Genomic DNA, 22,862 nt, shown 5'->3' with positions numbered 1-22,862 from the left:
ATCCTCGGCGTGTTCCTCGCCGCTGCCCGAACAGTTCGCCCGGCAGCTGCTGTTCTGGGGACACGAAGCCACCGCGACGGCGATGGTGTGGAATACGCCGCTCACCTCGCTGGTGGCCCGGTTAGGCCAGGCGCACATCCGGGCGCAGGTCAAAGACCCCTGGCTACGCCGTCAACTCACCCCGGACTTCACGCCCGGCTGCAAGCGAATGCTGGTGTCCAGCGACTACTACCCCGCGCTACAGCGCGATAACTGCAAGCTGATCGACTGGCCGATAGCCACTTTGAGCCCGGCGGGCATCCGGACCAGTGACGGCATCGAACACCACCTCGACTGCATCGTGTTTGCCACCGGGTACGACGTGCACCTGACCGGGCCACCCTTTCCGATCACCGGCTTGGGTGGCCGGTCACTGGCCGAGGATTGGGCCGGCGGCGGCCAGGCGTACAAAAGCATCAACGTGCACGGTTACCCGAACCTGTTTTTCATGACCGGCCCCAATTCCGGGCCCGGCCACAACTCGCTGCTGGTCTACATCGAGGGTCAACTCGACTATGCGGTCCGCGGCATCACCACAATCCTCGACAACGACCTGCGGTATCTGGATGTGCGGGCAGACGTCCAGCGGCAGCACAACGAGGACATCCAGCGCCGGCTGACCAGGACGACCTGGATGTCGGGTTGCCGCAGCTGGTACCTCACCAAAGATGGTTTCAACGCATCGATGTACCCGGGCACCGCGACGCAGTATCTTCGCCAGATGCGTGATTTCCGCTTCCGGCACTACACCGCAGTCGCCCACGACCGCGTCGCCGCGACGGCCTGACGGGCGGTACGCCTTGGCAGTCGAACGACCACTCGACCGATCGTCGAGACCCGATCCCGGCACGATCGCCAGCGTGTTGCACAACGTGCGCCGCGCGCCGCACCGCGTCCGGCGCCAGTCGCGCGAGTTCGTCGAGACGGCGGTGACCCAGCTGTTCGACGCAGCGGTACGCCAGCCGCACGGCGCCGCCGCGTCCGGCGAGTACCGCATCGAAGAATTGGCCCGGCTGGCCGGTACCACCACCCGCAACATCCGCGTCTACCGCGACCGCGGCCTGCTGCCGCCGCCCCTGCGCGTCGGACGGATCGCATTATTCAACGACACCCATCTGACCCGGCTGCGCCTGATCACCTCGATGCTCGACCGTGGTTACAACATCGCCCACGTTCGGGAGATGCTCGGCGCCTGGGAGGAAGGAAAGAACCTGGGCGACGTTCTGGGACTGGAGACCGCCATCGTGGGCAGTTGGGCCACCGAAAAGCCGCAGACCATGTCGGTGGACGAAGCCCGCCGGCTCGTCGACAGCCAACGCGCCTTCGACCGTCTCGTGGAACTGCGGGTGATTCGCCTCGAAGGTGACCGGGCGACCGTTACCCGGCCCAAACTCATCGAAGCCTTCAACGAGGTCCGGGGCTATGGCGTCAGCACCGACAAGCTGATCGACCTGCACGAGCAGATCCTGCCCAAGATCGACGAGATCAGCGACTTGCTGGTGCGCGCGGGCTTCGAACACGTCGCGGACCGCATCAAACCCGGTGAAGCGCTGCCCGCGGACGCCGAGGTCGCCGAGCTGATCACCATGCTGGTCCGGTTCCGTACCCAGGCGGTCGCCACGGTCACCGCCACGTTGGCGTCATCGATCGAGTCGACGATCGAGTCGTTGGTCAGCCGGCTCCTGTCGGAATATCTCGAGAAAGCGGCGGGATCGGATGCCGCCCCGCAACCGGCGCAATAGCGGCTAGCCGCCGTTGTCCTGTTGCCGCTCAACCAGATACGGGGCCAGGGTGGATAGCTTTTCGCAGGTCTCCTCGAATTCCCGCTCAGCGTCCGAGGCTTCGATGATGCCGGCTCCGGCCCGCAGCCAGGTCCGGCCGTCACGTTCGTAGGCCGCCCGCAATGTCAGCGCCGCGTCTAGGCCACCATCGGCCGAGAACATCACCACCGCACCGGAATACAGTCCGCGCGGCCCCTCGTCGAGGCGCAGGATGGCTTCCACACCGTCGGCTTTCGGGATGCCCGACGCGGTGACCGCCGGGAAGAGCGCCTCCAGTGCATCCATCCGGTCGCTCGACGGGTCCAGCCGTCCGGTGATCGTTGAACCGAGGTGCTGCACGCTGCCGCGCTCGCGCACCGCCATGAAATCGACGACGGCCGCCGTCCCCGGCTCGGCGATCTCGGCGATCTCCTGCAGCGAGGTACGAACCGAGATTGCATGCTCCACAATCTCTTTCGGATTCGATTCCAGATCGTCGCGGGCCTGGCGGTCAGGGCCGGCGCCGCGACCCAGCGCTCGGGTTCCCGCCAGCGGCTCGGTGACCACCACTCCGTCCGGGCTAACAGCGGTGACCAACTCGGGACTGTAGCCCAGCGCCCGGATGCCGCCGAGCCTGAGCAGGAACGACCGAACCGGCGTGTTGTTCCGACGCCCCAGTCGGTAGCTGGACGGAAAGTCGAGCGGGAAGGGCACTTCGACCGAACGCGAGAGGATCACCTTGTGGTAGTTGCCCGTGACGATCTCACCGACGGCGGTGGCTACCCGGTCGCGGTAGCGGGACGGGTCGACGGAAAGATCCACCGCGCGGGACCGCGGCACCTCACGAAGCCCGTCGTCAAGTAGCCGCTGCACCGCTTCCCGCTCGCGCGTCGCGGCACCCGAGAGGCGAACCTCATCCTGGGTGATCGAGATACAGCTGCGGGCCCAGAAGACTCGTGCCAGCGGTGTGTGCGGGGCCAGCCGTTGCTGCAGTCCGTACCGATACACGCCGAATTCGAACGCGACCCAGCCGAATGCCCGGTCCGTCTCCAGCAACAACCGGTCGACGGCTTCGCCCAGGACCGCGGCGGGCCGCCCCGACCACTGCTGACGACGGGTCACGCCATCGCGGGTGACTCGCAGCTCGTCACTGTCCAGCTCGACCATGGCCTGCACGCCCATGGCCAGCGTCCATTGCCCGTCGTATTCGTAGAGCAGATATTCCTCGCCGGCCGGCTCGACCAAGACGGCCGCAAGCTCGCCTGCGAGATCAGCGGGGGCGATGCCGGCAGGTAGGGGCAGGTTCAGTGACGCAGTGCTGACAGAACTCGTCTCCACCCCGGCCTCCATCACAAAAGTAAATGTAGCCTAACCTACACCGGAGCGCGCGACCCCCTCGAGACATCCGGCCGGCACTGATGCCCCAGCCACCGTTCACCGGCAATCGCCGAACGTTTCCGAACCGTTCACCTGAGCGCCGCTTGCCCGACGGGCCGGGATCCCCGCCCACTTTTACGATCCAACCGAACGATCGGACGCAGCACTCGAGACAGCACGGCAAGGGGAGGACGGGGTCATGTTCATCATCCGGACCACCGACGGTGAAGAAATCAAGGGCGACTCCGAGAACCTGTCGATCAACCACGAGACCGGCGTGCTCACCGTCCGCACCGTCGACGGCTTCGAAGAAACCACCACCCACTACTCGCCGGCTGGGTGGCGCTCGGTGACGCACCGGAAGAAAGACATCGGTGTCGCGCCGTCCCGCCTTTCTTCGGTTCGCTGACGCGACACAAATCTCCCAGCGAATTAACAGCTGATTGGTACCGGATCCACACTTATAGCCGGGAAAACGCTTTAGCCAGCGGAGTTCGGGTTTTGGCTCGTTACGCGGGTGTTTCGCTGCCCGTACTCACCGGATAAATTGCAGGAAATCGCCGTTTCCGGCGAAATTCCGAGTGGCGGTTCGCCAAAAGCGCAAGCTAAATTCTCAGCGTTATCTGGGATGTCGTGGTCGCCTTGAGAAAGCCTGGACGGTCAGTACTTCCTCAACCGCCGCACGACGCTAGGGAGGTGCCGGGTGCTGCATGAGTTCTGGGAAAACTTCACGCACAACCTGTTCAAGCCGCTACTGCTGTTCTTCTACTTCGGCTTCTTGATCCCGATCCTCAAGGTGCGGTTCGAGTTCCCCTACGTGATCTACCAGGGGTTGACCATGTACCTGCTGCTGGCGATCGGCTGGCACGGGGGCGAGGAACTCGCGAAGATCAAGCCGTCCAGCATCGGCGTCATCGTCGGTTTCATGGTGGTGGGCTTCCTGCTGAACTTCCTCATCGGCGGCATCGCCTACTACCTGCTGCGCTATCTCAGCCGGATGCGACGAGTCGACCGGGCCACGGTCGCCGGTTACTACGGGTCAGACTCGGCCGGCACGTTCGCCACCTGCGTCGCCGTGCTCACCAGCATCGGCATCGCGTTCAACGCCTACATGCCGGTCATGTTGGCCATCATGGAGATTCCGGGCTGTTTGGTGGCGCTCTACCTGGTGGCTCGGCTACGGCACCGCGGCATGGACGAAGCGGGCAACATGCCCGACGAACCCGGCTACACCCGCGCCAGGGTAGGTATCGGGCCCGGCACGGTCGCCCGGCCGGCCGAGGGCCACAGCGTGGAAAGTGAGCACCGCGAGATCGAGCAGGAGCTGTCTCTCGAGACGCGGGGTCCCGCAAAGAAACCCTCGCTGTTCTCTCGCGAACTGCTGCAGGAAGTCTTCCTCAACCCGGGGCTGTGCCTGCTGGTGGGCGGCATCATCATCGGCCTGGTGAGCGGACTGCAAGGCGAGAAGGTGGTGCACGACGACGACACCTTCTTCGTCACGGCCTTCCAGGGCGTGTTGGCGCTGTTCCTGCTCGAGATGGGCATGACCGCCTCCCGCAAGTTGCGCGACCTACGATCAGCCGGCAAGGGCTTCATTTTCTTCGGCCTGCTGGCGCCGAATCTGTTTGCCACACTAGGCATCATCGCGGCCCACAGCTATGCCGCCCTCACCGACGCCGACTTCAAGCCGGGAACGTACGTGCTGTTCGCGGTGCTGTGCGGAGCGGCGTCCTACATCGCCGTCCCTGCCGTCCATCGGCTCGCCATCCCCGAGGCCAGCCCGACGCTGCCGTTGGCGGCATCGCTGGGGTTGACGTTCTCCTACAACGTCACCATCGGCATCCCGCTCTACATCGAGATTGCCCGCATCGTCGGGCAGTGGTTCCATACGACCTGAAACAGCGCCTAGTCCAACAACATTCGCACAACAGCATCGGCGAGCAGTCGCCCGCGGTCAGTAAGCACCAGCGCATCGGGCCGAGCGAGGAGCAACCCGTCGTCGACCGCCACCCGGGCGCGCTCGCGTTCGGCCGCGTCCAGCAGGCTGATCGGTAAGCCCTGGCGCAGCCGGATTCGCAGCATCACCTCTTCGGTGTGCTGCGCGTCGGTATCGAGTTCCTCGTAGCCGGACACCGGCAGGGCGGCGGCGGCCAACAGATCCGCATAGGCGTTGGGATGCTTGACGTTCCACCATCGGGTGGCGCCGACGTAACCGTGCGCCCCTGGCCCCGCGCCCCACCACTGGCCGCCGTTCCAGTAGCCAAGATTGTGGCGGCACTCGCCGCCGGGCCGCGACCAGTTGGACACCTCGTACCAGCTCAGGCCGGCCGCGTGCAGGCGCTCGTCGACCAGTTCGTAACGGCGGGCCAGCACGTCGTTGTCCGGGGCGGACAGCTCGCCGCGACGGACCCGCCGCGCCAGCGCGGTGCCCTCCTCGACCACGAGCGCGTACGCGGACACGTGGTCGACGCCGGTCTCGATCGCCGTGTCCACCGAGCGCAGCAGGTCGTCGTCGGTTTCGCCGGGCGTGCCATAGATCAGGTCCAGGCTGACGTGCTCGAAGCCCAGCTCGAGTGCCTCCCGGGCGGCGCCCGCGGACCGGTTCGGGGTATGCACCCGGTCCAGCACGCCCAGCACGTGCGGGACCACCGATTGCATGCCCAGTGACACGCGGGTGTAGCCGGCCGACCGGATCGCCTCGAAGAACTCTGGCCAGGTGGATTCGGGGTTGGCCTCGGTGGTGATCTCGGCGTGGGGCGCCAGCTCGAAATGCTCGCGGACCATGTCGAGCAGGGTGGTCAGGCGTGCCCCACCCAGCAGGGATGGCGTGCCGCCCCCGACGAACACGGTGTCCAGCGTCGGCCCGTCCAGGCGCGCGCTCGCCAGCTCGAGCTCAGCGCGCAACGCGTCCAACCACGCGTCCGGGTTAACCCCGCCCAGCTCCGCCGGGGTGTAGGTGTTGAAGTCGCAGTAACCGCAGCGGGTGATGCAGAACGGAACGTGCACGTAAAGGCCGAACGGCCGACCGGGAATTGGCTGCATTGCCGGCAGGTCTACCGCCGCCTGAACAGGTGCCATGGCCAAATCTTGGCATGACGCTCCCGATCGGGCAGTTTTCCCAGGTGGTTCCCGGTTTTGTTTACCTAGCTACCCAGCTTTGCCAACTAGTTTTAATCACCGTGAGACGAAATTTGACCTGGTAGCAACGGTGTGGCCGATTCATGGCAGAATGGCAGGCGTGACCGTCGCGAATTCGAGCCTGCGTGTAGCGCTGGTGGCCCGACGGCACATCGACCTCAAGCGCGTTTGCAGCTGTTGCTGTCTGCCTTGATGTCGTAGACCCAGCCCACCACCTACTTCTGGCTGCCGGATCTGCGCCGCCGGGACCATCGGTGAGCTGCGCGGGATCCAGCCCAGTTTGTTTGCGAAGGAGATCCGCAATGACCGCAGCACGCCCCGCAAAGGCGCCCCGTAATGAGGGGCAGTGGGCGCTCGGGAATCGCGAGCCGCTCAACGGCAACGAGGAGATGAAGCAGGCCGGCGCGCCGCTCGAGGTGCGGGAGCGCATCGAGAACATCTACGCCAAGAACGGGTTCGACAGCATCGACAAGAGCGACCTGCGTGGCCGGTTCCGCTGGTGGGGCCTGTACACCCAGCGCGAGCAGGGCTACGACGGCTCGTTCACCGGCGACGACAACATGGACATGCTCGAGGCCCGGTACTTCATGATGCGGGTGCGCTGCGACGGCGGCGCCATCTCGACGGCCGCGCTGCGCACGCTGGGCGAGATTTCCACCGAGTTCGCCCGCGACACCGCGGACATCTCCGACCGGGAGAACGTCCAGTACCACTGGATCGAGGTCGAGAACGTCCCCGAGATCTGGCGGCGGCTGGATGCTGTCGGACTGCAGACCGCCGAGGCGTGCGGTGACTGCCCGCGTGTGATTCTCGGGTCCCCGCTGGCCGGTGAATCGCTTGACGAGGTGCTCGACCCGACCTGGGCGATCGATGAGATCGTCCGCCGCTACATCGGCAAGCCGGATTTCGCCGACCTGCCGCGCAAGTACAAGACGGCTATCTCGGGCTTGCAGGACGTTGCCCACGAGATCAACGACATCGCGTTCATCGGCGTCAACCACCCCGAGCACGGCCCGGGCCTGGATTTGTGGGTCGGCGGCGGTCTGTCGACCAACCCGATGCTGGCCCAGCGGGTCGGTGTCTGGGTGCCGCTGAACGAGGTACCGGAGGTGTGGGCCGCGGTGACCTCGATCTTCCGTGACTACGGCTACCGCCGGCTGCGGGCGAAGGCGCGGCTGAAGTTCCTGATCAAGGACTGGGGCATCCAGAAGTTCCGCGAAGTTCTAGAAACCGAGTACCTCAAGCGCCCGTTGATCGACGGACCGGCGCCGACGCCGACGACCCACCCGATCGACCACGTCGGTGTACAACGAACCAAGAACGGACTCAACGCCGTCGGCGCCTCCCCCATCGCCGGGCGGGTATCAGGGACCATCCTGACCGCCGTTGCCGAACTTGCCGAGCGGGCGGGTTCGGACCGGATCCGGTTCACGCCATACCAGAAGCTGGTCATTCTCGACGTGCCTGACGACAAGTTGGACGAGACCATCGCCGGCCTGGAATCACTCGGCCTGCACACCCGGCCGTCGCATTGGCGTCGAAACCTGATGGCCTGCACCGGAATCGAGTTCTGCAAGTTGTCGTTCGCCGACACTCGGGTGCGCTCGCAGTCGCTGGTGCCTGAGCTGGAGAGGCGGCTGGAGGACATCAACGCCGAGCTGGATGTGCCGATCACCATCAACATCAACGGCTGCCCCAATTCCTGCGCGCGAATTCAGGTCGCCGACATCGGTTTCAAGGGTCAGATGGTCGACGACGGCAACGGCGGTTCGGTCGAGGGCTTCCAGGTGCACCTGGGGGGCAGCCTGGGTCTGGACAGCGGGTTCGGTCGCAAACTGCGCCAGCACAAGGTCACCAGCGAGGAGCTCGGTGACTACATCGACCGGGTGACGCGCAACTTCATCAAGCACCGCCATGAAGGTGAACGCTTCGCGCAGTGGGCAATCCGGGCCGAGGAGGACGACCTGAGATGACGGACGCGCCAAGACTGACCGAAGACGAGCTGCGCGAGTTGGCGGCGCGCGGTGCGGCCGAGCTCGAGGGGGCCGACGCCACCGAGTTGCTGCAGTGGACGGAGCGACACTTCGGCAACATCAACGGCCCGCGCGGATGGGCCACCTGCAATTACGTGGTGGCGTCCAACATGCAGGACGCCGTGCTGGTGGACCTCGCCGCCAAGGTGCGCCCCGGGGTGCCGGTGATGTTTCTGGACACCGGCTACCACTTCGTCGAAACCATCGGGACCCGGGACGCGATCGAATCGGTCTACGACATCCGGGTCGTCAATGTCACCCCGGAACACTCGGTGGCCGAGCAGGACAAGTTGCTGGGCAAGGACCTATTCGCCCGTGACCCAGGGGAATGCTGCCGGCTGCGCAAGGTAGTCCCGCTCGGTAAGGCGTTGCGCGGGTATTCGGCGTGGGTCACCGGGCTGCGCCGGGTGGACGCGCCCACCCGCGCCAACGCCCCGCTGATCAGCTTCGACGAGGCGTTCAAGCTGGTGAAGATCAACCCGCTGGCGGCCTGGTCAGACCAGGATATGGACGACTACATCACCAAGCACGATGTATTGGTCAATCCTCTTGTCTACGAAGGCTATCCGTCGATCGGCTGCGCCCCCTGCACGGCCAAGCCGATCGAGGGCGCCGACCCACGCAGCGGACGCTGGCAGGGCCTGGCCAAGACCGAATGCGGGTTGCACGCGTCGTGACCCCCCTCGTTTTGGTTGCGCACGGAAGTGCGGACCCGCGGTCGGCGGCCAACGCCCGGGCCGTCGGGGACCAGGTGGCGCGCTTGCGACCGGGTCTGGATGTGCGAGTTGCGTTCTGTGAGCACAATTCGCCCCCTCTTGTCGACGTACTGCGGGAATGCCCGGACCGGGCGGTCGTCGCTCCGCTGCTACTGGCGAACGCCTACCATGCACGGGTTGACATCCCGAGCCAGATCGCCGGCAGCGGCGCCGCCGACCGCGTGCTGCAGGCCGAGGTGCTCGGCGAGGACGACCGACTGGTGTCGGTGCTGCGACAGCGGGTGACGGAGCTGCGGGTTTCCCGGCGCGACAACCGGATCGGTGTGCTGGTGGTGGCGATCGGTTCCTCCGATGCCGTCGCCAACGCCCACACCGCCGAGGTGGCGCCCAGACTCTTGGCCGGTACTCGATGGGCCGCTGCGACAACGGCTTTCGCAACCCACCCGGAACCCTCTCTGGCTGAGTCGGTGCAGCGGTTGCGACACATGGGCGCACGCCGGGTGGTCATCGCCCCCTGGTTCCTCGCCCCGGCGCATCCCGGACCGGGTGGAGCGGTTCGCCCGGGACGCCGGCCTGGTGATGGCGGCACCGCTGGGTGCGCACCGGTTGGTGGCCGAGACGGTGTTGGCCCGCTTCGACCGGGCCGCAGGCGCGCGCATCGCGGCTTAGCAACGGCAACGGGCTGAGACCTTGCGAACGGTGTAACCCCCCCGTGACGGGGTATCCCCTATCGCTATGACCGCACTGCCGCCGGACTCCGAGCCGTCGAAAACCCCCGGCCTGGAACCAGGCGGGGCGTTGCGCCGGGTCCACGCCCCCCGACTCCGCACAGACATCCGGGGTCTCGGAATCTCAGCCGGTACCGAACCGACGAGTCACCCCGCTCGCGATCGCCAGCATCATCGTGGTCGCCATCTTCGTCGCGTTGTTTGTGGCCGTGGCCATCGGACTCGTGGCGCGCTGGTGAGCGCCTGAGCCGGTGCTCAGGCCGGCGTCAACTCGGACCGATCCTCATCGCCGTCGCGGGAGAGCGCGCTATCCGCGATTGACGGCACTCTGGTGGCACGCACATAGACGGTGTCACCGTCCTTCAATGCCAGCGCCTCGGCATCACCCCGGGTGATCTGCGCGGTGAACGGGCTGCCCGACGGAGCGGCGGTCAGTTCGACCCGGACCTCGAAACCCAGCGCCACCACCCGGTCGACCGTCGCCTTCACCACACCGATCGACTCGGCTGTGCCGTCGCCGCCGGCCACCGCCATGTCCGGCCGCCGGCCCACCCGGATGTCGTGCGGGCGCACCAGGGCGCCGTTCAGCGCGGACACCGCGCCGAGGAATGACATCACGAAGGCATTGGCAGGCGTGTCGTAAACCTCGGTCGGAGAACCGACTTGCTCGATACGGCCCTTGTTGAGCACGGCGATTCGGTCGGCCACGTCCAGCGCCTCGGCCTGGTCGTGGGTGACCAGCACGGTGGTGACGTGCACTTCGTCATGCAAGCGTCGCAGCCACGCCCGCAGATCCTCGCGGACCTTCGCGTCCAGGGCACCGAACGGCTCGTCGAGCAGCAGCACCTGGGGGTCCACCGCCAGCGCCCTGGCCAGCGCCATGCGCTGCCGCTGACCGCCGGAGAGCTGGTTGGGATAACGGTTCTGAAAACCGCTCAGGCCAACCACTTCCAGCAGATGGTCGACCTTCTCGTTGATCTCGGCCTTGGGACGCTTGCGGATCTTCAAGCCGTAGGCGACGTTGTTGCGCACGGTCAGGTGCTTGAACGCCGCGTAGTGCTGAAAGACGAAACCGATGCCACGCCGCTGCGGCGGTACCCGAGTGACGTCGCGACCGTTGATCGTCACCGTTCCCGAGTCGGGCTCGTCCAGACCGGCGATGGTGCGCAGTAACGTCGACTTGCCCGAGCCGCTCGGGCCCAGTAGGGCCGTCAGCGACCCGTGCGGCACCACGAAATCCACGTGGTCCAATGCGACGAAGTCACCGTATTGCTTGAACGCGTCGCGCACGACGATTGCGTGACTGCCTTGATCGGCTACGTTGGCCATCGTTGCGTCTCCTTGGTCCGGCCTATTTACTTACCCGCGCCCGACGGGCATCCAGCACTACCTGAACGATCAACACCAAAACCGCCACCGCCATCAGCAGCGTCGACAACGCGTACGCGCCGTACTCCGCGCCGCGGTTGTACCGGTCCGACACCAGCAGGGTCAGCGTCTGCGACTGGCCCGGGAGGTTGGACGACACCATGATCACCGCGCCGTACTCGCCGAGCGTGCGCGCGATGGTGAGCACGATGCCGTAGGTGAGCCCCCACCGGATGGACGGCAGCGTGATTCGCCAAAACGTTTGCCACCAGCCCGAACCCAGGGTCGCCGCGGCCTGTTCCTGATCGGTGCCCAGTTCGTGCAGCACGGGTTCGACCTCTCGCACCACGAACGGCAAGGTGACGAAGACGCTGGCCAGCACGATGCCAGGCAGGCCGAAGATGATCTTGAACCCGAGGTCACGCTCGACGAACCCCAGCGCGCCGCCGGCACCCCACAACACGATCAATGCCACACCGACAATCACCGGTGACACGGCGAAGGGCAGGTCGATGATCGCCTGCAGGACTCCCTTGCCGCGGAAACGGTTGCGCGCCAACACCAGCGCTGTCGGAATGCCGAACACCACATTGAGCGGCACGACGATCGCCACCACCAACAGGGAGAGGTTCAACGCGGATACCGCCGCGGGCGTACTGACCCAGTCGTAGAACTGGCCCAGCCCCGGCTGGAATGTGCGCCACAGGATCAGCACCACCGGAATGATAAGCAGCACAAGGATATACGCCAGGGCGGTGTAGCGAAGGAGGTAGCGGACCGAACGCGACGACGTCATGCCGACAGCTCCTCACGCTTGGCCACCCGGGCGCCGAAGAGGCGCAGGATCAGCAGCACGACGAACGAAATACTCAGCAGCACAATCGAGATCGCGGCGGCACCCACACGGTCGTCGTTCTCGATCAACGTCCGGATCCACTGCGACGACACCTCGGTCTTACCCGGCACCGCACCACCGATCAGCACCACCGAGCCGAACTCGCCGATGGCCCGGGAAAACGCCAGACCCGCGCCGGACAACAACGCGGGCAACAACGACGGCAGCACAACCGAGGTGAAGATCTTCGGGCCGTTGGCGCCCAGCGACGCCGCTGCCTCCTCGGTTTCGCGATCGATCTCCAGCAGCACCGGCTGAACCGCGCGCACCACGAACGGCAACGTCACGAACGCCAGGGCGATCCCGACGCCCCATTCGGTGTGCTGCAGGTGCAGACCGACCGGACTGTGGTTGCCGTACAGGGCGAGCATCACCAGGCTGGCCACGATCGTGGGCAGCGCAAACGGGAGATCGATGACCGCGTCGACGAGGCGCTTGCCGAAGAAGTCGTCGCGGACCAGCACCCAGGCGATCAGCAGCCCAAAGACCGTGTTCAGCAGCGTGACGACGACCGAGATGGTCAGCGTCACCCGCAACGACTCCACTGCCGCGTGCGACGTGACGGCCAGCCAGAACGCGTTCCAGCCGCCGTCAACCGCCTGCCACAGAATCGCGGCCAGCGGTAGCAGCACGATGACCGACAGCCATAAGGTCGCCACACCGACGCGAAGCGAGGTGCTGCCCGCGCGGCCCGCACCGCGCACGGGGGGCGCCTCGTCGCCGGGCTGTTTCGGGGTCGTGATCACGGTCATCCGGTGGCCTGCGTGTAGATCTTGGTGATGCTGCCCGCGCTCTTGTCGAACAGCTGCGGGTCGACCGTGGCCCAGCCGCCGAGATCGGCGATCGTCCACAGCTTCGCCGGCACCGGGAACTGGTCCCGGAAGGCGGCCGCCACCGATGGATCGACCGGCCGGAACCCGGCCTGCGCCCACAACCGCTGCGCCGCAGCGGTGTACTGGAAGTTCTTGAACGCTGTCGCGGCAGCAAGATGAGTACCTGTCACGATCACCGCCATCGGGTTCTCGATCTTGAAGGTCTGCGGCGGCGTGACGTGCTCGACCGGCTTGCCGGCGTGCTCAGCGGCGATGGCTTCGTTCTCATAACTGATCAGAACGTCGCCGCTGCCCTGGACGAAGACATCGGTCGCCTCCCGTCCCGAACCTGGACGCATTTTGACGTGTTCCCTTACCAATCGGTTGACAAACTCGATGCCCGCCTGGCCATTGCGGCCGCCTTCGCTTTTGACGGCGTACGGCGCCAGCAGATTCCACTTGGCCGAACCGGAGCTCAACGGGCTGGGGGTGATGACGTCGATCCCGGGGCGTAGCAGGTCATCCCAGTTTCTGATGTTTTTAGGGTTGCCCTTGCGCACCACCAGGGTCACCACCGACCCGAACGGAATGCCCTTGGTGGCATCGGTATTCCAGTCCTTGGCGACCTTGCCCGACTTGATCAGCCGGGTGATGTCCGGCTCGACAGAGAAGTTCACCAGATCGGCGGGCTTGCCTTCGGCGACACCGCGCGACTGGTCACCGGAGGCACCGTAGGAGGTGATGACCTGAACACCCTTGCCCTCTTCGGAGGCGTTGAACGCCGGAATCACCTTGCTCCAGCCGGGTTCCGCCACCGAATACGCGACCAGCGTGACAGTGGATTTTGCGTTGGCCAGTCCCCCGCCGCCGACGACGTCGCTGGGACCGCCACGGCATGCCGCCAGTACGCCGACGAGGCCGACGACAAGTGCCAGCGCGACGGCGTGTCGCCGACGCCGCACGCGTCTGACGTCGGGGAACATCTGCGACATTGATGGCCTTCCGGTGCGGGACATATGGATCGGGTGTCCCCGTAGCTACGGAATGGCAATCAAGCAAATTCGAGGAGCTTCACGAACTCACAACCAGGCCGCGCTCGGGTCGGGGAGTCAGCGACAACAGTGTGCGTCGGCCATGGGGCAAACCACCACGGCGCAAGTAGCGCAGCCGGACGCCACAACGTGGCGATCCAAAACACCGGCTGCTGCGTGCATGTCGCGAAGCCTAACAGAGTTCTCACAGCTGGCAATTCGACGGGCAACTCGGTGTGTGAGCAACGGACTCAGTGCGTGAGCAACCACGTCAGGAGCACCAAGGCGACCAGCGCGACCAGGATCAGCGTGACGTGCGAACGGGGCATCCGGCTATCCGGACGCCTCGTCGGAATGACGGGCTCGGCGCAGCAGCTGGATTCCCCTGCCCAGCGACGCATCTAGGACTGTTGCCAGGAAATACGCCACGAACAGAACGACCGGCATGACTGTCAGGGCCTGGAGCACGAAGGGCAGGCCGGAGAGCCACAATTCGACCCCGTCCCACCAACTCAAGAACCCGTTCACCGCGTCCACCCTATTGGTCCGGTCAATTGAAGCCAACGTGCGCCGAAAGGCGCGCGGGCGTTCCCGCCGCCCCGGTAACACCTAGGTTGCAGTGGTGGACGCGAAGCGGGTCGACGTTCGATGATGTCCGGATGGTCCTGCACGCCGACTCTGCCGACTCAGTCAACGACCACCTCGCATCTTCGGTCGACGAGCTGCCCGCGATACCAGAAACCACCGCGCTGGCGCCGATCGACGCGGCGGCCGCCGAACTCGACTCGCTGGCGCCCTACGTTTCCAGTTCGCCCTCGCGCAACCCGTTCCCCCCGATCGCCGACTACGCCTTCCTGTCCGACTGGGAAACCACCTGCCTGATCTCGCCGGCCGGCTCGGTGGAGTGGCTGTGCGTGCCGCGGCCGGATTCCCCCAGCGTGTTCGGCGCCATCCTGGACCGTAGCGCCGGCCACTTCCGGATCGGGCCGTACGGCGTCTCGGTGCCGTCGGCGCGGCGCTATCTGCCCGGCAGCCTGATCATGGAGACCACCTGGCAGACGCACACCGGCTGGCTGATCGTGCGTGACGCGCTGGTCATGGGTCGCTGGCACGACATCGAGCGCCGGTCCCGCACGCACCGGCGCACCCCGATGGACTGGGACGCCGAGCACATCCTGCTCCGCACGGTGCGGTGCGTCAGCGGCACGGTCGAACTGATGATGAGCTGCGAACCGGCTTTCGACTATCACCGCGTGGGCACCACCTGGGAGTACTCGGCCAACGCCTACGGCGAGGCGATCGCGCGGGCCGCCAAACAACCCGATGCACACCCGACTTTGCGGCTGACCACCAATCTCAACATCGGGCTGGAGGGCAGGGAAGCGCGCGCCCGTACCCGTATGAAAGAGGGCGACGACATCTTTGTGGCGCTGAGCTGGACGAAACACCCGGCGCCGCAGACCTACCAAGAGGCCGCCGACAAAATGTGGCAGACCACCGAATGTTGGCGGCAGTGGATCAACATCGGCAACTTCCCGGACCACCCGTGGCGCGCCTACCTGCAGCGCAGCGCGCTCACCCTGAAGGGGTTGACCTACTCGCCGACCGGCGCGCTGCTGGCCGCGAGCACCACCTCGCTGCCGGAGACGCCGCGCGGCGAGCGCAACTGGGACTACCGCTACTCCTGGATCCGTGACTCCACCTTCGCGCTGTGGGGCCTTTACACCATCGGACTGGACCGCGAGGCGGACGACTTCTTCGCATTCATCGCCGACGTCTCGGGCGCCAACAGCGACGAGCGGCACCCGCTGCAGGTGATGTACGGGGTCGGCGGCGAACGCAGCCTGATCGAAGAGGAACTGCACCACCTGTCCGGCTACGACCACGCCAGACCTGTGCGCATCGGCAACGGCGCCTACAACCAGATGCAGCACGACATCTGGGGTTCCATCCTGGACTCGTTCTACCTGCACGCCCGGTCCCGCGAGCAGGTCCCGGAGAACCTCTGGCCGGTACTCAAGAAGCAGGTCGAAGAGGCGATCAAGCACTGGCGCGAGCCGGACCGCGGTATCTGGGAGGTGCGCGGGGAGCCGCAGCACTTCACCTCGTCGAAGGTGATGTGCTGGGTTGCCCTGGACCGCGGCGCCAAGCTGGCCGAGCGGCAGGGCGAGAAAAGCTACGCCCAGCAATGGCGCAAGATCGCCGAGGAGATCAAGGAAGACATCCTGGCGAACGGCGTGGACTCCCGCGGGGTGTTCACGCAGCGATACGGCAGCGATGCGTTGGACGCGTCACTGCTGCTGGTGGTGCTGACGCGGTTCCTGCCGCCGGATGACCCGCGGGTGCGCAACACGGTGCTGGCCATCGCCGACGAACTCACCGAAGAAGGCCTGGTGCTGCGGTACCGGGTGGAAGAGACCGACGACGGCCTGTCCGGCGAGGAAGGCACGTTCACCATCTGTTCGTTCTGGCTGGTGTCGGCGCTGGTAGAGATCGGCGAGGTGGCTCGCGCCAAGCGGCTGTGCGAGCGACTGCTGGCCTACGCGAGCCCGTTGCACCTCTACGCCGAGGAGATCGAGCCGCGGACCGGCCGGCACCTGGGCAACTTCCCGCAGGCGTTTACCCACCTGGCGCTGATCAACGCCGTGGTCCACGTGATCCGCGCCGAGGAGGAGGCCGACGGTTCCGGGGCGTTCCAGCCTGCCAACGCGCCCGTCTGAGGTCAGCTGCGCACGCTGATCTTGTCCATCACCGCACGGGCGATGGTGACGGCGCTGGTGTGCGGGTCCCCCGTCCCCGGGTCCGAGGAGTTCTGGACGCTGAAGAAAGCGACCTCGACCTCGACCAGGCAGTTCACCCGCAGTCCGAGGGCCCGGGCTTGGGGCCTACGCCCGCCGGTTGCGTCCGCGGCCTGCACGTAGACGGTGGCGGCCAGCACCGAGTTGTCCACCCGTACCTCGGTGATTTCGTCGCTGAAATTGAGGGCGCCGCCCGAGATCGTCAGGGTCTTTCCATTGCAGCCGTTCCACTGCTGGGTGAACTGTGCGAACAGCGCTGCGGCGTCGGCGGCGGTGGGCAACGCCACCACGGCCTCGGCGACGCTGATGACCTTGCCGGATTCCCCTGCGCTCCACCATGTTTCACGAGCGACGTTCTTCACGTCGGCGGATTCGTAGGCGCTCCTGATGGTCATCGTCGAAACCCCGGCACATTCGGGCGGTTGGATGTCGCCGAGCCCGGCCTGCAGTTTTTCCGGACCACCGAACCGCGGCGGCAGGCGGGGATCGCCCTTGAACGGTTGACCGAGCATGTTGGCCAGCACCACGTCGTCGACCAGCACCCCCTTGATCACCTCGCCGGTGAGCGGGTTCGGCTTCAACCCGGCCGCCGGGCGGGCGGTGCCGGCGATGGCGTGCGTGCAGCCCGTCAGCAGCGACACCACCAACAATGTGGCAGGCCAGCGGGATTTCATGGATTGCCTCTCTGTTTCGCCTTAACTCGCGCCAGCCACTTTGCGCAACATCGCTCTTGCGAGATCGGTTGCCCTACTGCCGGTTTGCAAGTGCGGCCGGACGGCGACCTGCACATCCACGATGACACCGGACTCGACGCCGACGGCACGCTCGACCGGGAACTGCGGGGTGTGGTGGTTGTCCCAGCTCAGGATCGTGGCCGAGAGCAGCGATCCCCGCACCTGGACATCGGTCACCTGGTGATACAGCTGGGTCTTGCTGGAGTCCCAGGTGAACATGGTGAGCGTGGTGCCTTCGCAGTGCCGCCACTGCTCGACGAATGTCGCGAAAAGCCGCTCGGCATCGGCGGCCGACGCCAACCTGATGGCCGCTGCCGTCGCTTTCGATGCCGCCACATCGAGCTCGTAGTTCCAGTAATCCTGCACGGCGACGTCTCGGACGGGGCCCTTTTCGTACACGATATGCATCCGCGGGCTGGCGGCGCCGAGGCACTCAATAGGTGCGGCATCCTTGTTGGTACGAATCCCGTCGGGTAGTACCTCGATACCGCCGACCCGCGGCGGCGGATTCTGCTGCAGCTCGTTGCCCACCGCGGCCCGGATCTCTTCGTCGGTGGGCATGATCTGGACGACAGGCGCCATCGACGGTGGCGACGGCGAAGACCGTGCGGTGCCGTCCACGGTTGTGGCGCAGCCGGTGACCAGGAGCCCGGCGCACAGCGCGATCATGCGAGAGCGGCCCGTCCCCGCGAAAGGCATTGCTACTTCTTGCCCTTGTCCCCCGAACCTTCGGTGGACAGCGCCGCGACGAACGCTTCCTGCGGCACGTCCACCCGCCCAATGGTTTTCATCCGCTTCTTGCCCTCTTTCTGCTTCTCCAGCAGCTTGCGCTTGCGGGTGATGTCACCGCCGTAGCACTTGGACAACACATCCTTGCGGATGGCGCGAATATTTTCCCGGGCAATGATTTTCGAACCGATCGCGGCCTGCACCGGCACCTCGAACTGCTGGCGCGGGATCAGCTCCTTGAGCTTGGTGGTCATCTTGTTGCCGTAGGCGAATGCCGAATCCTTATGCACGATGGCGCTGAACGCGTCGACGGCCTCACCCTGCAACAGGATGTCGACCTTGACCAGCTGGGCCTCCTGCTCGCCGGCCTCCTCGTAGTCCAGGCTGGCGTATCCACGTGTGCGCGACTTCAACGAGTCGAAGAAGTCGAAGATGATCTCGCCCAGCGGCATGGTGTAGCGCAGTTCCACCCGCTCGGGCGACAGATAGTCCATGCCGCCGAGCTCGCCGCGGCGTGACTGGCTCAATTCCATTATGGTGCCGATGAATTCACTCGGCGCGATAATCGTGGTCTTCACGATCGGCTCATAAACCGTGCGGATCTTGCCCTCCGGCCAGTCCGACGGATTGGTCACGATGATCTCGCTGTTGTCCTCTTTTTCTACGCGGTAGACGACGTTGGGCGAGGTCGAGATCAGGTCCAGGTCGAACTCGCGCTCCAAGCGCTCGCGAGTGATCTCCATGTGCAGCAAACCCAGGAAGCCGCAACGGAATCCGAAGCCCAGCGCCACCGAGGTCTCCGGCTCGTAGGTCAGCGCCGCGTCGTTGAGTTGCAACTTGTCCAGGGCGTCGCGCAGATTCGGGTAGTCCGATCCGTCCACCGGGTACAGGCCCGAGTAGACCATCGGCTTGGGTTCGCGGTAGCCGGTCAGCGCTTCTTTGGCGCCGTTGCGGGCGGTCGTGACGGTGTCGCCGACCTTGGACTGACGGACGTCCTTCACACCGGTGATGAGGTAGCCCACCTCGCCGACGCCCAGGCCGTCGCTGGCCTTCGGTTCCGGCGAGACGATGCCGACCTCGAGCAGCTCATGGGTGGCGCCCGTCGACATCATCGCGATGCGCTCGCGTGGAGTGATCTTGCCGTCGACCACACGCACGTAGGTGACCACGCCCCGATAGATGTCGTAGACGGAGTCGAAGATCATGGCCCGGGTGGGGGCGTCGGCGTCGCCCTGCGGTGGCGGCACCTCGCGCACCACGTGGTCGAGCAGGTCGGCGACGCCTTCGCCGGTCTTGCCCGACACCCGCAGCACATCACTCGGCTCGCAGCCGATGATGTGGGCGATCTCGCCGGCGTAGCGATCCGGGTCGGCAGCAGGCAGGTCGATCTTGTTGAGCACCGGGATGATGTGCAAGTCGCGGTCGAGTGCCAGATACAGATTGGCCAGCGTCTGGGCCTCGATGCCCTGGGCGGCGTCGACCAGCAGCACCGCGCCCTCACACGCCTCCAGCGCCCGCGACACCTCGTAGGTGAAGTCGACGTGGCCAGGCGTGTCGATCAGGTGCAAAACATGGTCCACCCCGTCGACCTGCCAGGGCAGCCGGACGTTCTGGGCCTTGATGGTGATACCGCGTTCCCGCTCGATGTCCATTCGGTCCAGATACTGGGCCCGCATCGAACGCTCGTCGACCACCCCGGTCAACTGCAGCATGCGGTCGGCCAGCGTCGACTTGCCGTGGTCGATGTGAGCGATGATGCAGAAGTTCCGAATCTGCGCCGGCGCAGTGAAGGTTTTGTCGGCGAAACTGCTGATGGGAATCTCCTGGTCGGGCGGTTGATGAGTAAGCCCAGCGTATCGGTGCTCAACGGCCGGAACACAATTGTGGTTTCAGAGCGGCTCTCGCTGCGCGTCTATGCTGCAAACATGGCACCGGACAGGAAGTCGCCCGGCAAGTCACAGTGGAAGACGTTTCAGCGGTTCGCGGAGAACCTCGTCAACGAGGCTCCGAAAGTAGTCCAGCGACTGCAGAACACGCAGGAAACGCTGCGGACCATCCAGCAAGCCGTGAAGGTCACCGCCAACATCATGGCGATGGGGCTGCCGGCCGCTCCCGCCGAGATCACCGCCGGCCGTCCGGTGACCAAGACCAGCTTTCCCACCGCACAGCGAGCCCGCAAGGTGGTGTACGCGCCGGACCTCGACGGCCGGGCGGATCCCGGTGAGATCGTGTGGACGTGGGTGGTCTACGAGGACGATCCCACGCGCGGCAAGGACCGGCCGGTCCTCGTGGTGGGCCGGGACCGCAGCGTGCTGCTCGGGCTGATGTTGTCCAGCCAGGAGCGCCGCGACGACGACCGGGACTGGGTCAAGATCGGCTCCGGCGACTGGGACTACGAGGGCAGAGAGAGCTGGGTGCGGCTGGACCGGGTGCTCGACGTGCCCGAGGAAAGCATCCGCCGCGAGGGCGCGATCCTGGATCGGGAGACCTTCGACCTGGTGGCCGCCCGGCTACGCGCCCAATACGCCTGGCGCTAGTGCACTTTCTCCGCCAGCCGAACCTGGCTGTCGTTTTCCGCTGCGGATTTCGCAGCCAAGTTCGGCTCGCGCAGCTGCATAAGCCCGGACGCGCAGTACGCCTGGCGCTAGTTATCCCTGCGTGATGTAGGACTGCAGCTGCTGCTGCTCGGCTTCCAGTTCGCCCATGCGGGTCTTCACCACATCACCGATGCTGACGATGCCGATCAGCTTGCGGCCGTCGAGCACCGGCACGTGCCGCACCCTGTTCTGGGTCATCAGCACGCTGACGCTGTCCACCGTGTCGGACTTCGTACAGGTGGTCACGGCTTTGGTCATGATCTTGGCGACCGGGCGGGACAGCACGCTGGCCCCGTGGACGTGCAGTTGCCGCACGACGTCGCGCTCGGACACGATGCCCACCACGCCGTCGTCGCCTACCACCACCATGGCGCCGATGTTCTGTTCGGCCAGACCCGCCAGCAGTTCCCGGACCGTCGCGTCGGGGTTGATCGTCGTCACCGCCGCACCCTTGTTTCGCAAGACGTCCGCGATCCGCATCTAGGCCTCCCGTCCCTGGGGAACTTCATAGTGATCGGTTTCACACCAGGCTACGGCTAAGTCGGGCGGTGCAAAAGCGCACATCCGACCCACGGCCGCGTCGCCGCCAAACCGTCATGTTCGCTTGACGGCGCCGACACGGTCATGAAATCGACCCGGGTTCGCGTCAAACGGGTGATGCGCGACGAGCGCGCTTGATAAATATGTGGCCATGATGGAGGTCACCCTGCTCGGAACCGGAAGCCCGATCCCCGACCCGAATCGCGCCGGCCCGTCGACCTTGGTCCGCGCGGGGGGCCAAGTGTTCTTGGTGGATTGCGGGCGGGGGGTGCTGCAGCGCGCCGCCGCCGTTGGTGTGGGGGCGGCCAATCTGTCGGCGCTGCTGCTGACCCACCTGCACAGCGACCACATCGCCGATCTCGGTGACGTGCTGATCACCGCTTGGGTGAGCAATTTCACGCCGGTACCTCAGCCGTTACAGATCATCGGGCCGCCCGGCACGGCCGAGGTGGTCGAAGCGACGCTCAAGGCGTTCGGCCACGACATCGGCTACCGCATCGCCCACCATGCGGACCTCAACGCCCCGCCTCCGGTGGAAGTGCGCGAGTACACCGAGGGCACGGTGTGGGACCGCGGCGGCGTGACGATCCGGGTCGGCCCCACCGACCACCGCCCAGTGGCCCCGACGATCGGATTCCGGATTGAATCCGAGGGCGCTGCCGTGGTACTGGCGGGTGACACGGTGCCATGCCCCAGCCTGGACGAATTGACTACGGGCGCAGACGCATTGGTGCACACGGCGATTCGCAAGGACGTGCTCAGCCACGCCCCGCAACAGCGGATCAAGGACGTCTGCGACTACCACTCCTCGGTCCAGGAGGCGGCCGCGACCGCGGAACGCGCCGGCGTCGCGACCCTGATCCTGACCCATTACGTACCAGCCATCGCCCCCGGTCAGGAAAAGCAGTGGCGGGCGCTGGCCGCCACCGAATTCGGCGGGCGCGTCGAACTGGGCGACGATCTGCACCGGGTGGAGGTACAGCGGCGGCAGTAATCCTTGAGAAGGGCGCCTGGGGACCCTCGGGCCCGCTGGGCGGGAGATCGTGTCGGTGACCGCACCGCAGTGCCGTTAGACTCGTACCGGCGCAGGCAGGCAAAAGCGGACGAAACGCAGTTTTCGGGCACAAATCGCGGTACGATCCGCTCCTGCCGTTCTTGATTAGAGGTGCGGGATGTCGTGGTTCGTCGCAGGCCCAGAGGCGATAGCCGCTGCGGCGAGGAACCTGGCCGGCATCGGCTCCACCATCGCCGAATCCAGCGCTAACGCGGCCGCCCCGACGACCGCAATACCGGCTCCGGCCGCCGACGCCGTCTCGGCGCTGGTCGCACAGCTCTACAGCGCACACGCTCAGACATATCAGGACATCAGCGCGCAGATGGCGACGTTCCACGACCAGTTCGTGCGGGCCGTAGCCTCCGGCGGCAACGCTTATGCGAACGCGGAGGCGGTGGGCGCAGCCGCACTGAAAAGCGGGCTGGGTGCCCTCAACGGCGCGGCCCGAGATCTGCTCGGCGGCCCCTGACCGGCCTCACAGACGAACAGCCGCCGCCAGAATTGGCGGCGGCT

General features: G+C 65.9%; 22 protein-coding genes and 2 pseudogenes. 13 read left to right on the top strand and 11 right to left on the bottom strand.

The window, feature by feature from the left end; all coding sequences use genetic code 11:
- Both BN972_RS30395 and BN972_RS13425 read left to right on the top strand, forming a co-directional pair.
- The coding region (locus BN972_RS30395; protein WP_036358603.1) for a flavin-containing monooxygenase at positions 1-826 on the top strand (826 nt) is incomplete at its 5' end.
- 13 nt (positions 827-839) lie between these two features.
- Positions 840-1,781 (top strand): MerR family transcriptional regulator, encoded by a 942-nt coding sequence (locus BN972_RS13425; RefSeq protein WP_036358600.1) that lies wholly within the window; start codon positions 840-842, stop codon positions 1,779-1,781.
- Between the two features lie 3 nt (positions 1,782-1,784).
- Here BN972_RS13425 and BN972_RS13420 read toward each other — a convergent pair whose 3' ends face one another.
- Entirely contained in the window at positions 1,785-3,149 is a 1,365-nt protein-coding gene (locus BN972_RS13420) for a salicylate synthase (RefSeq protein ID WP_390176209.1), read from the bottom strand.
- A 226-nt stretch (positions 3,150-3,375) separates the two neighbouring features.
- Here BN972_RS13420 and BN972_RS13415 point away from each other — a divergent pair, with 226 nt between their 5' ends.
- Together BN972_RS13415 and BN972_RS13410 are read left to right on the top strand one after the other, a co-directional pair.
- A complete protein-coding gene (locus tag BN972_RS13415; RefSeq protein ID WP_036358594.1) occupies positions 3,376-3,585 on the top strand; it encodes a hypothetical protein in 210 nt (69 codons plus the stop codon).
- A 294-nt stretch (positions 3,586-3,879) separates the two neighbouring features.
- A complete protein-coding gene (locus tag BN972_RS13410; protein WP_036358591.1) occupies positions 3,880-5,073 on the top strand; it encodes a sodium-dependent bicarbonate transport family permease in 1,194 nt (397 codons plus the stop codon).
- 8 nt (positions 5,074-5,081) lie between these two features.
- Here the strand turns inward: BN972_RS13410 and hemW are convergent, their stop codons facing one another.
- Positions 5,082-6,254 (bottom strand): radical SAM family heme chaperone HemW, encoded by a 1,173-nt coding sequence (hemW, locus tag BN972_RS13405; protein WP_036358588.1) that lies wholly within the window; start codon positions 6,252-6,254, stop codon positions 5,082-5,084.
- Here hemW and BN972_RS31200 point away from each other — a divergent pair.
- The 5 genes and pseudogenes from BN972_RS31200 to BN972_RS30390 all read left to right on the top strand — a co-directional run.
- Entirely contained in the window at positions 6,253-6,507 is a 255-nt protein-coding gene (locus BN972_RS31200) for an Ms4527A family Cys-rich leader peptide (RefSeq protein WP_390176208.1), read from the top strand. The two genes, hemW and BN972_RS31200, sit on opposite strands and share 2 nt — an antisense overlap.
- A gap of 109 nt (positions 6,508-6,616) precedes the next feature.
- Positions 6,617-8,287 carry a nitrite/sulfite reductase gene (locus tag BN972_RS13400; RefSeq protein WP_036358585.1) on the top strand — a complete coding sequence of 557 codons (1,671 nt, stop codon included), beginning with the start codon at positions 6,617-6,619 and terminating at the stop codon, positions 8,285-8,287.
- Positions 8,284-9,024, top strand: coding sequence for a phosphoadenylyl-sulfate reductase (locus BN972_RS13395; RefSeq protein ID WP_036358582.1), 741 nt, complete (start codon positions 8,284-8,286; stop codon positions 9,022-9,024). The genes BN972_RS13400 and BN972_RS13395 overlap by 4 nt, the downstream gene beginning before the upstream one ends.
- Positions 9,021-9,732: pseudogene (locus BN972_RS13390) on the top strand (sirohydrochlorin chelatase). Before BN972_RS13395 ends, BN972_RS13390 begins: the two are co-directional and overlap by 4 nt.
- A 196-nt stretch (positions 9,733-9,928) precedes the next feature.
- Positions 9,929-10,030, top strand: a pseudogene (locus BN972_RS30390) (hypothetical protein); the annotation flags it as partial.
- Positions 10,031-10,046: 16 nt separating this feature from the next.
- On the opposite strand, the gene BN972_RS13385 reads toward BN972_RS30390, so the two are convergent.
- The 5 genes from BN972_RS13385 to BN972_RS13365 form a co-directional block, all read right to left on the bottom strand.
- Complete coding sequence (locus BN972_RS13385) at positions 10,047-11,120, bottom strand: sulfate/molybdate ABC transporter ATP-binding protein (RefSeq protein ID WP_036358579.1); 1,074 nt, start codon at positions 11,118-11,120, stop codon at positions 10,047-10,049.
- A gap of 22 nt (positions 11,121-11,142) precedes the next feature.
- Positions 11,143-11,955 (bottom strand): sulfate ABC transporter permease subunit CysW, encoded by an 813-nt coding sequence (gene cysW, locus BN972_RS13380; RefSeq protein WP_036358576.1) that lies wholly within the window; start codon positions 11,953-11,955, stop codon positions 11,143-11,145.
- The gene (cysT, locus tag BN972_RS13375; RefSeq protein ID WP_036358574.1) at positions 11,952-12,806 is read right to left on the bottom strand and encodes a sulfate ABC transporter permease subunit CysT; all 855 of its coding nucleotides are present in this window, start codon (positions 12,804-12,806) and stop codon (positions 11,952-11,954) included. The genes cysW and cysT overlap by 4 nt, the downstream gene beginning before the upstream one ends.
- Complete coding sequence (locus tag BN972_RS13370) at positions 12,803-13,849, bottom strand: sulfate ABC transporter substrate-binding protein (RefSeq protein WP_036360796.1); 1,047 nt, start codon at positions 13,847-13,849, stop codon at positions 12,803-12,805. Before BN972_RS13370 ends, cysT begins: the two co-directional genes overlap by 4 nt.
- 381 nt (positions 13,850-14,230) lie before the next feature.
- The gene (locus tag BN972_RS13365) at positions 14,231-14,425 is read right to left on the bottom strand and encodes a hypothetical protein (RefSeq protein WP_036360794.1); all 195 of its coding nucleotides are present in this window, start codon (positions 14,423-14,425) and stop codon (positions 14,231-14,233) included.
- Positions 14,426-14,556: 131 nt separating this feature from the next.
- Here BN972_RS13365 and BN972_RS13360 point away from each other — a divergent pair, with 131 nt between their 5' ends.
- On the top strand, positions 14,557-16,617 hold the full coding sequence (locus tag BN972_RS13360; RefSeq protein ID WP_099051080.1) for a glycoside hydrolase family 15 protein: 2,061 nt from the start codon (positions 14,557-14,559) through the stop codon (positions 16,615-16,617).
- A 2-nt stretch (positions 16,618-16,619) separates the two neighbouring features.
- On the opposite strand, the gene BN972_RS13355 is transcribed toward BN972_RS13360, so the two are convergent.
- The 3 genes from BN972_RS13355 to lepA are packed head-to-tail and all read right to left on the bottom strand — an operon-like array spanning position 16,620 to position 19,978.
- Entirely contained in the window at positions 16,620-17,369 is a 750-nt protein-coding gene (locus BN972_RS13355; protein WP_036358571.1) for a sensor domain-containing protein, read from the bottom strand.
- A 21-nt stretch (positions 17,370-17,390) separates the two neighbouring features.
- A complete protein-coding gene (locus BN972_RS13350) occupies positions 17,391-18,128 on the bottom strand; it encodes a sensor domain-containing protein (protein ID WP_036358568.1) in 738 nt (245 codons plus the stop codon).
- A gap of 2 nt (positions 18,129-18,130) precedes the next feature.
- Positions 18,131-19,978, bottom strand: coding sequence for a translation elongation factor 4 (gene lepA / locus BN972_RS13345; protein WP_080696837.1), 1,848 nt, complete (start codon positions 19,976-19,978; stop codon positions 18,131-18,133).
- Between the two features lie 105 nt (positions 19,979-20,083).
- Between lepA and BN972_RS13340 the strand changes: the two genes are divergently transcribed.
- The gene (locus BN972_RS13340; protein WP_036360790.1) at positions 20,084-20,695 is read left to right on the top strand and encodes a type II toxin-antitoxin system PemK/MazF family toxin; all 612 of its coding nucleotides are present in this window, start codon (positions 20,084-20,086) and stop codon (positions 20,693-20,695) included.
- Positions 20,696-20,806: 111 nt separating this feature from the next.
- Here BN972_RS13340 and BN972_RS13335 read toward each other — a convergent pair whose 3' ends face one another.
- The gene (locus tag BN972_RS13335) at positions 20,807-21,235 is read right to left on the bottom strand and encodes a CBS domain-containing protein (protein ID WP_036358562.1); all 429 of its coding nucleotides are present in this window, start codon (positions 21,233-21,235) and stop codon (positions 20,807-20,809) included.
- A gap of 211 nt (positions 21,236-21,446) precedes the next feature.
- On the opposite strand from BN972_RS13335, the gene BN972_RS13330 reads away from it, so the two are divergent.
- Together BN972_RS13330 and BN972_RS13325 are read left to right on the top strand one after the other, a co-directional pair.
- Positions 21,447-22,289 carry a ribonuclease Z gene (locus tag BN972_RS13330; protein ID WP_036358559.1) on the top strand — a complete coding sequence of 281 codons (843 nt, stop codon included), beginning with the start codon at positions 21,447-21,449 and terminating at the stop codon, positions 22,287-22,289.
- Positions 22,290-22,467: 178 nt separating this feature from the next.
- On the top strand, positions 22,468-22,818 hold the full coding sequence (locus BN972_RS13325) for a PE family protein (protein WP_036360788.1): 351 nt from the start codon (positions 22,468-22,470) through the stop codon (positions 22,816-22,818).
- Positions 22,819-22,862 lie beyond the last annotated feature (44 nt).

It is taken from the genome of Mycobacterium asiaticum DSM 44297 (genome assembly GCF_000613245.1).
In the GTDB taxonomy this organism is placed as follows: Bacteria; Actinomycetota; Actinomycetes; order Mycobacteriales; family Mycobacteriaceae; genus Mycobacterium; species Mycobacterium asiaticum.
Note: the sequence above shows the minus strand (reverse complement) of the source record. Positions and strands in the feature narration are given on the sequence as shown.

Coding starts and splice junctions, on each gene's coding strand:
- BN972_RS13420 (WP_390176209.1), bottom strand. CDS start 3,149: ATGGAGGCCGGGGTGGAGACGAGTTCTGTCAGCACTGCGTCACTGAAC.
- BN972_RS31200 (WP_390176208.1), top strand. CDS start 6,253: ATGGCCAAATCTTGGCATGACGCTCCCGATCGGGCAGTTTTCCCAGGT.
- cysW (WP_036358576.1), bottom strand. CDS start 11,955: ATGACGTCGTCGCGTTCGGTCCGCTACCTCCTTCGCTACACCGCCCTG.
- BN972_RS13335 (WP_036358562.1), bottom strand. CDS start 21,235: ATGCGGATCGCGGACGTCTTGCGAAACAAGGGTGCGGCGGTGACGACG.
- BN972_RS13360 (WP_099051080.1), top strand. CDS start 14,557: ATGGTCCTGCACGCCGACTCTGCCGACTCAGTCAACGACCACCTCGCA.
- BN972_RS13355 (WP_036358571.1), bottom strand. CDS start 17,369: ATGAAATCCCGCTGGCCTGCCACATTGTTGGTGGTGTCGCTGCTGACG.
- BN972_RS13385 (WP_036358579.1), bottom strand. CDS start 11,120: ATGGCCAACGTAGCCGATCAAGGCAGTCACGCAATCGTCGTGCGCGAC.
- BN972_RS13330 (WP_036358559.1), top strand. CDS start 21,447: ATGATGGAGGTCACCCTGCTCGGAACCGGAAGCCCGATCCCCGACCCG.
- BN972_RS13415 (WP_036358594.1), top strand. CDS start 3,376: ATGTTCATCATCCGGACCACCGACGGTGAAGAAATCAAGGGCGACTCC.
- cysT (WP_036358574.1), bottom strand. CDS start 12,806: ATGACCGTGATCACGACCCCGAAACAGCCCGGCGACGAGGCGCCCCCC.
- BN972_RS13340 (WP_036360790.1), top strand. CDS start 20,084: ATGGCACCGGACAGGAAGTCGCCCGGCAAGTCACAGTGGAAGACGTTT.
- BN972_RS13325 (WP_036360788.1), top strand. CDS start 22,468: ATGTCGTGGTTCGTCGCAGGCCCAGAGGCGATAGCCGCTGCGGCGAGG.
- BN972_RS13350 (WP_036358568.1), bottom strand. CDS start 18,128: ATGCCTTTCGCGGGGACGGGCCGCTCTCGCATGATCGCGCTGTGCGCC.
- BN972_RS13400 (WP_036358585.1), top strand. CDS start 6,617: ATGACCGCAGCACGCCCCGCAAAGGCGCCCCGTAATGAGGGGCAGTGG.
- hemW (WP_036358588.1), bottom strand. CDS start 6,254: ATGGCACCTGTTCAGGCGGCGGTAGACCTGCCGGCAATGCAGCCAATT.
- BN972_RS13370 (WP_036360796.1), bottom strand. CDS start 13,849: ATGTTCCCCGACGTCAGACGCGTGCGGCGTCGGCGACACGCCGTCGCG.
- BN972_RS13395 (WP_036358582.1), top strand. CDS start 8,284: ATGACGGACGCGCCAAGACTGACCGAAGACGAGCTGCGCGAGTTGGCG.